5 protein-coding genes are annotated in these 5721 nt (G+C 69.8%); 3 read left to right on the top strand and 2 right to left on the bottom strand.

The annotated features are described in order from the left end of the window. Positions 1-27: 27 nt before the first annotated feature. Complete coding sequence (locus ACRX5S_RS13230) at positions 28-1296, bottom strand: Ig-like domain-containing protein (protein WP_436773076.1); 1269 nt, start codon at positions 1294-1296, stop codon at positions 28-30. Positions 1297-1441: 145 nt separating this feature from the next. After that, positions 1442-1900: an NAD(P)H-binding protein gene (locus ACRX5S_RS13235; protein WP_436773077.1), complete on the bottom strand. Its 459-nt coding sequence runs from the start codon at positions 1898-1900 to the stop codon at positions 1442-1444. Positions 1901-2333: 433 nt separating this feature from the next. Here ACRX5S_RS13235 and ACRX5S_RS13240 point away from each other — a divergent pair, with 433 nt between their 5' ends. From ACRX5S_RS13240 to ACRX5S_RS13250, 3 genes are all read left to right on the top strand, one after another. Beyond that, complete coding sequence (locus ACRX5S_RS13240; RefSeq protein ID WP_436773078.1) at positions 2334-2690, top strand: hypothetical protein; 357 nt, start codon at positions 2334-2336, stop codon at positions 2688-2690. Between the two features lie 305 nt (positions 2691-2995). After that, a complete protein-coding gene (glgX, locus tag ACRX5S_RS13245) occupies positions 2996-5341 on the top strand; it encodes a glycogen debranching protein GlgX (RefSeq protein WP_436773079.1) in 2346 nt (781 codons plus the stop codon). A 147-nt stretch (positions 5342-5488) separates the two neighbouring features. Next, on the top strand, positions 5489-5721 hold a 233-nt coding region (locus ACRX5S_RS13250; protein ID WP_436773080.1), incomplete at its 3' end, for a tyrosine-protein phosphatase.

Raw genomic sequence — 5721 nt, forward strand, 5'->3', positions numbered from 1 at the left:
CCCCACGGTGTCAGGGCGGCGGTGCGCTCAGAGCGCGGAGCCCTGGACCCAGGCCTCCCAGGTCAGGTTCCAGTCGCCGTAGCCGTTGTCGGCGGAGACGACCCGCTCCTTCGCGTTCACGACCTCGACGATGTCGCCCGGCATGGCCGCGTTGTCGTAGAACCACTTCGCGTTGTCGGGGGTCATGCTGATGCAGCCGTGGCTGACGTTCTCCGAGCCGAAGGTCGACGGTGCCGACCAGTAGTTGCCGTGGACGAAAGTCCCGGAGGTCGTGGTCCGCACCGCGAACGGCACGTCGTTGATGTCGTACTCGGAGCCGAGGCCGACGGTCTGGGAGTTCATCCGGGTCTCGACGTACTTCTCCATGACCACCATCTTGCCGCCCCACGTGGCGTACTTGGGGATCTCACCGGTGGTGACGGGGATGGTCTTGACCAGCGCGTCGTTCTTGTAGACCTTCATGGTCTTGGTGTTGACGTCGACGACGCTCACCGTCTTGCTGTCGCTGATCTTGAAGCCGAAGCTCTTGAACTGCTCGAACTTGGCGCCGTTCCCGGCGTCTATTCCGCGCAGGTTCAGGTCGACCTTCACCGACGTGCCGGTCGCCCAGTACTCCTTCGGGCGGTAGTCGACGCGCTGGTTGCCGAACCAGTGCCACGAGCCCTCGACGGCCGGGGACGCGGTGACCTTCAGCGCCGCCTCGACCGCCGCGCGGTTGACGACCGGCTTGGTGAACTTGATCGATATCGGCTGCCCGACCCCGACGGTGGTGTTGTCGTCCGGGAAGAAGTTCGCGGTGATCTTGTTGTCGTTGCTCAGCGTCGTGAACGAGGTCGTCGACGTGGTCGGCTGGGCCTCTTTGTTCTTCGCGACCGCGGTCACCGTGTACTTCGAGCCGAAGGTGAACGGGACCTTGGGCTTCCAGGTCTTGCCGTCCGCGTCCAGGGCGCCGTCGACCTGCTCGTTGCGGGAGTTGATCACCTTGACGCTGTCGAGCTTGTCCTCGGGCCCGACCTCGACCAGCACGACGCTGCCGACCTCGACACCGGTGGCCTGGTCGGCCGGGGTGACGGTGACGCGTGCGGGGTCGGCCTTCGCCGGGGCGTTGGTGCCGCCGGTGGTGCCGCCGTTGCCGGACGATCCGCCGGCGGCACCGCCGGACGAACCACCGCTCCCGTCCGACTTCTTGCCGCCGCCGTCACTGCACGCGGTCAGGGCCAGCATGGCACCGAGGAGCAGCGCCACGAGGTGGCGCCAACTTGGTCGACCGGGGGGCGGCTTCGGTGCTCGGGACATGTACTGGGTTCCCTTCACGTACGGGTAAATCCGGGGGGAGAAACGGCTCGTCGCGCTTCCGCGTGTCAAGCCATTCGTCGTTTAGACGTCACGAACACACCTTCGGTTGCCTCCGGGGGGTATACGTAACCGAATCGGAACGCGATCACCGACGGCGGTCCGCCTCGATCAACGCGCTGACCAGCACCGGGTCGACGGCGTCCGTGGCGTCGCCACTACTTCGGGTGACGCGGCCCGGCAGACAGACGACGTCATATCCTGCGGTATCCGGTGATACCCGGTTATCTCCAACAACCGTGACAATTCTCTGCAATCCGGTGTCTTCCGCCGCCTCCAGCAACCAGTCCCAGGTGTCGAGCGGTTCGCCCGAACCGTCCGGACCGGCGTCGAGGTGCACCGCGGTGTGCGCGCCTTCGAGCACCGCGCCGAGGCGCAGCGGGTCGGACAGGTCGCCCACCGAGACGCGCACGCCCGCGGCCCGGAGCGCGGGAGCGGACGAGCGGTCGCGTACGACCGCCCGCAGTTCGGGTACACCGAGGTCGACCAGCGCGAGGACGAGCGCCCGGCCCAGTGGACGGTCGGCTCCGATCACGACGACGGGCATGTGGCAACGGTACCCGCCGGGCGCAATCGTGAAGGTTTGGTACGTATCGCAGCGCGTACTCCGTCGCGCGCCCCCTGCCCCGATCGCGCGCCGCACGAATCGAGTTGAGGCACGGTTGCGCGCTCCGCCAACCGTGGAAGGCGCTCATGACTTGTCTACAAAGTCACCAGATGCCGCAGAACGGGCGAATCGCCGGCCAAATCGGGGCGGAAGCGTGTCCGCGGGCGGGGAGCACTCGTTGGGGGCTAGGGCTTCCAGATCACTCGCATGAGCGAACACCGCCATGACCGTTGGATTTTCCGTCACCCGGTGCGACAAGTTGGTCACACGACGTCGCCACGTCGGACGGGCCGGCCGGCCTTCCGACGACACGAAGCCAACTCCCGGGTCCTGCCCGCAATAGCGGGGCCCTGCTGTCTCACGGAGGACTCTCATGAAGCGCACCCTCGGCGCCCTCGCCGTCGCCCCGCTCGCGGCCGGGCTGCTCATCTTCGGTGCCGGCGCCGCCGTGGCCGACAACGGCGCGGACGCCAACAACGGGTCCACGTCGTCCGCGACCACCACGTCGACGTCGACCACGTCCAACACGGGCAGCGGCAACGTCAGCGGCGGCCTGGACGGCAACTACAACGCGACGCAGCAGAGTGCCAACGGCGCCGGCGCCACCAACCAGAACAACACGGCCGGCGTGAAGGACAACGGCGGCGTCGTCGTCATCGAGCAGGGCAACAACAGCAACGGCCAGTCGCAGCAGGGGGCCTGGGGCGGGTTCTTCCCGTTCTGGTTCTAGACCGCCCGTCGCCCGGCGCCGAGAAGGGCCTGATCGCCTAACGCGTCCCGCCGCGCAGTCGCTGCGCTTTGCTCACGTCGGCCCGGTGGCGTCCACGACACCACCGGGCCACCCCTTCGTCCGCGGTGGCCGGCGGGCGCCGCGTTGTGCGCCGGAGCGTTCGGGCGGCCTGTCCGCTCCGTTTCGGGCGTCGTCGGTGCGGTTCGCCTTCACTCCCGTGCGCCGCGGAGCCTTTGGCCTGGGCTCCCAAGGGGAACACCCTGCGTAGCGACCGCGGACGGTACGACAGCGGGGAGGGCGAGGCCATGGCACGCAAAGGGGAGGGCGCCACGCGCCGGCTCGGGTTGTTCCGGCCCAAGCCCGCTTACCCCGTCGCGGGCCCGCGGGCCGCGAACTCAGCCGACGACCCGACGCATCCGTACGATCCCGCACATCCACACGTCCCCTCGCATCCACACGTCCCCGCCCATCCGAACGGACCCGCCCATCCGAACGGCCGGGGTGACCGGCCCTGGCCCGGACGCAGGCTCCCCCTCGGCGCGCGCCACGACGGCGCGGGCACCAACTTCGCGCTCTGGGCCGGCGGCGCCGAGGCCGTCGACCTATGCCTGTTCGACGAGGACCCGGACGGGACCCTGCGCGAGACCCGCCTGCCGCTCACCGACCAGACGCTCAACGTCTGGCACGGCTACCTGCCCGGCATCGGCCCCGGGCAGCGGTACGGCTTCCGCGTCCACGGCCCGTGGGAGCCCTGGCGCGGCGCCCGCTGGAACCCCGCCAAGCTGCTGCTCGACCCGTACGCGCGCGCGATCGACGGCCTGTTCGTGCTCGACGACGCCGTCTACGGCCACGTGCGCGGCGGCGCCGACGACGTCCTCGACGCGCGGGACTCCGCCCCTTTTGTCCCCAAGTCCGTGGTCGTCCACGACGACTTCGACTGGTCCGACGACCGCCGCCCCAAGATCCCCTGGGCCGAGACCGTCATCTACGAAGTGCACGTCAAAGGCTTCACCGCGCGGCACCCGGGCATCCCCGAGAACCTGCGCGGGACGTACGCCGGACTCGCGCACCCCGCCGCCGTCGACCACCTCGTGCGCCTCGGCGTCACCGCCGTCGAGCTGCTGCCCGTCCACCAGTTCGTCTCCGAGGAGCACCTGCTGCGCTCCCGCGGCGGCAACTACTGGGGCTACAACTCGATCGGCTATTTCGCCCCGCACGCCGCCTACTCGTCGGCGGGCGGCCGCGGCGGGCAGGTCCACGAGTTCCGCCGCATGGTGCACGCGCTGCACGAGGCCGGCATCGAGGTGATCCTGGACGTCGTCTACAACCACACCGGCGAGGGCGGGCCCGGCGGCCCCACGCTGTGCTTCCGCGGCATCGACAACGCGGGCTACTACCGCCTGCGCGACGGCGGCCGCGGCTACACCGACTACACCGGGTGCGGGAACACGCTCAACGTGCAGCAGCCGCAGGTTCTCCAGCTCATCACCGACTCGCTGCGCTACTGGGTGACCGAGATGGGCGTCGACGGCTTCCGCTTCGACCTCGCCGCCGCACTCGCCCGCTCGATGCACGACGTGGACAAACTGTCGTCGTTCCTCACGGTCATCGGCCAGGACCCGGTCCTGTCGCGCGTCAAGCTCATCGCCGAGCCGTGGGACATAGGGGAAGGCGGCTACCAGGTCGGTGAGTTCCCGCCGCTGTGGACGGAGTGGAACGACAAGTACCGGGACACCGTGCGCGACTTCTGGCGCGGGGCGAGGCCGGACGTGCGGGACCTCGCGTACCGCCTTTCCGGATCGTCCGACCTCTACCAGGACGACGGGCGGCACCCGTACGCCTCGATCAACTTCGTCACCGCGCACGACGGCTTCACGCTGCGCGACCTGGTCTCGTACGAGCGGAAGCACAACGAGGCCAACGGCGAGGACAACCGCGACGGCACCGACGACAACCGGTCGTGGAACTGCGGCTACGAGGGTGAGACGTCCGACGCCGCCGTCAACCTGCTGCGGCGACGCCAACTCCGCAACATGATGACCACGCTGCTGCTGTCGACCGGCGTCCCGATGCTGGTCGCGGGCGACGAGTTCGGCCGCACGCAGCGCGGCAACAACAACGCCTACTGCCAGGACAACGAGCTGAGCTGGCTCGACTGGTCGGCACGGGACGACCCGCAGTGGCGCCCGCTGCTGGACCTCACGTCGCGGCTGATCAGGCTGCGGCGCGCCCACCCGGTGCTGTGCCGCCGGGCGTTCTTCTCCGGACGCCCGTCCTTCCCCGACGGCCTGCGCGACCTCGCATGGTTCACCCCGACCGGCCGCGAGATGACCGAACGGGACTGGTTCTCGCCGACCGCGACGCTGGGCATGTACCTGTCCGGACTCGACATACGCCAGCGCGGGCCGCGCGGCGAGAGAATCGTCGACGACAGTTTTCTGGTCGTCCTGCACGCGGCGTCCCAGTCGATGCGGTACATGCTGCCGGGCGAGCCTTGGGCGCACTCGTACGAAATCGTCCTCGACACCGCCCTCGACGCCGATCCGATGGCGCGGTTCAACGAACCGGTGCCGGGCGGCACCGCGATCACCCTGACCGGCCGCTCGGCGATGCTGCTGCGCGTCGAACACGCGGTGTGGGCGCCCACCTGACACGCACGCGGCGCGAGGCGTGGCGTACGCCGCCGTAGGGCCCGTGAGGCAGGCGTCGAAGGGGGATGTCACCCTGGTAGGGCCACCGCGACCCGCACACGTGCGCGAACCACGTGTGCGCCCCGCCACGAACGGAGCCCGACGCCGATGACCGCGCCCACGCCGATCCTGACCACCGCCCCGAACTTCCGGGACGCCGGTGGCCACGCGACCGCCGACGGGCGCAAGATGCGCACCGGCCTGGTGTTCCGCTCCGACGGGCTGGCGGCCATGGACGAGGCGGACACGGCGGCGTTCGTGGGCCTCGCCATCGGGCTGGTGTGCGACCTGCGCTCCGAGCACGAGCGCGAGCGCGAGCCGGACCTGGGGGGGGGGGGGGG

Origin of the sequence: Yinghuangia sp. YIM S09857 (assembly GCF_051388915.1) — a bacterium.
GTDB lineage: Bacteria > Actinomycetota > Actinomycetes > Streptomycetales > Streptomycetaceae > Yinghuangia.

Excerpts from the sequence above, each read along its gene's own strand:
- ACRX5S_RS13230 (WP_436773076.1), bottom strand. The coding sequence starts at position 1,296 with ATGTCCCGAGCACCGAAGCCGCCCCCCGGTCGACCAAGTTGGCGCCAC.
- ACRX5S_RS13235 (WP_436773077.1), bottom strand. The coding sequence starts at position 1,900 with ATGCCCGTCGTCGTGATCGGAGCCGACCGTCCACTGGGCCGGGCGCTC.
- ACRX5S_RS13240 (WP_436773078.1), top strand. The coding sequence starts at position 2,334 with ATGAAGCGCACCCTCGGCGCCCTCGCCGTCGCCCCGCTCGCGGCCGGG.
- glgX (WP_436773079.1), top strand. The coding sequence starts at position 2,996 with ATGGCACGCAAAGGGGAGGGCGCCACGCGCCGGCTCGGGTTGTTCCGG.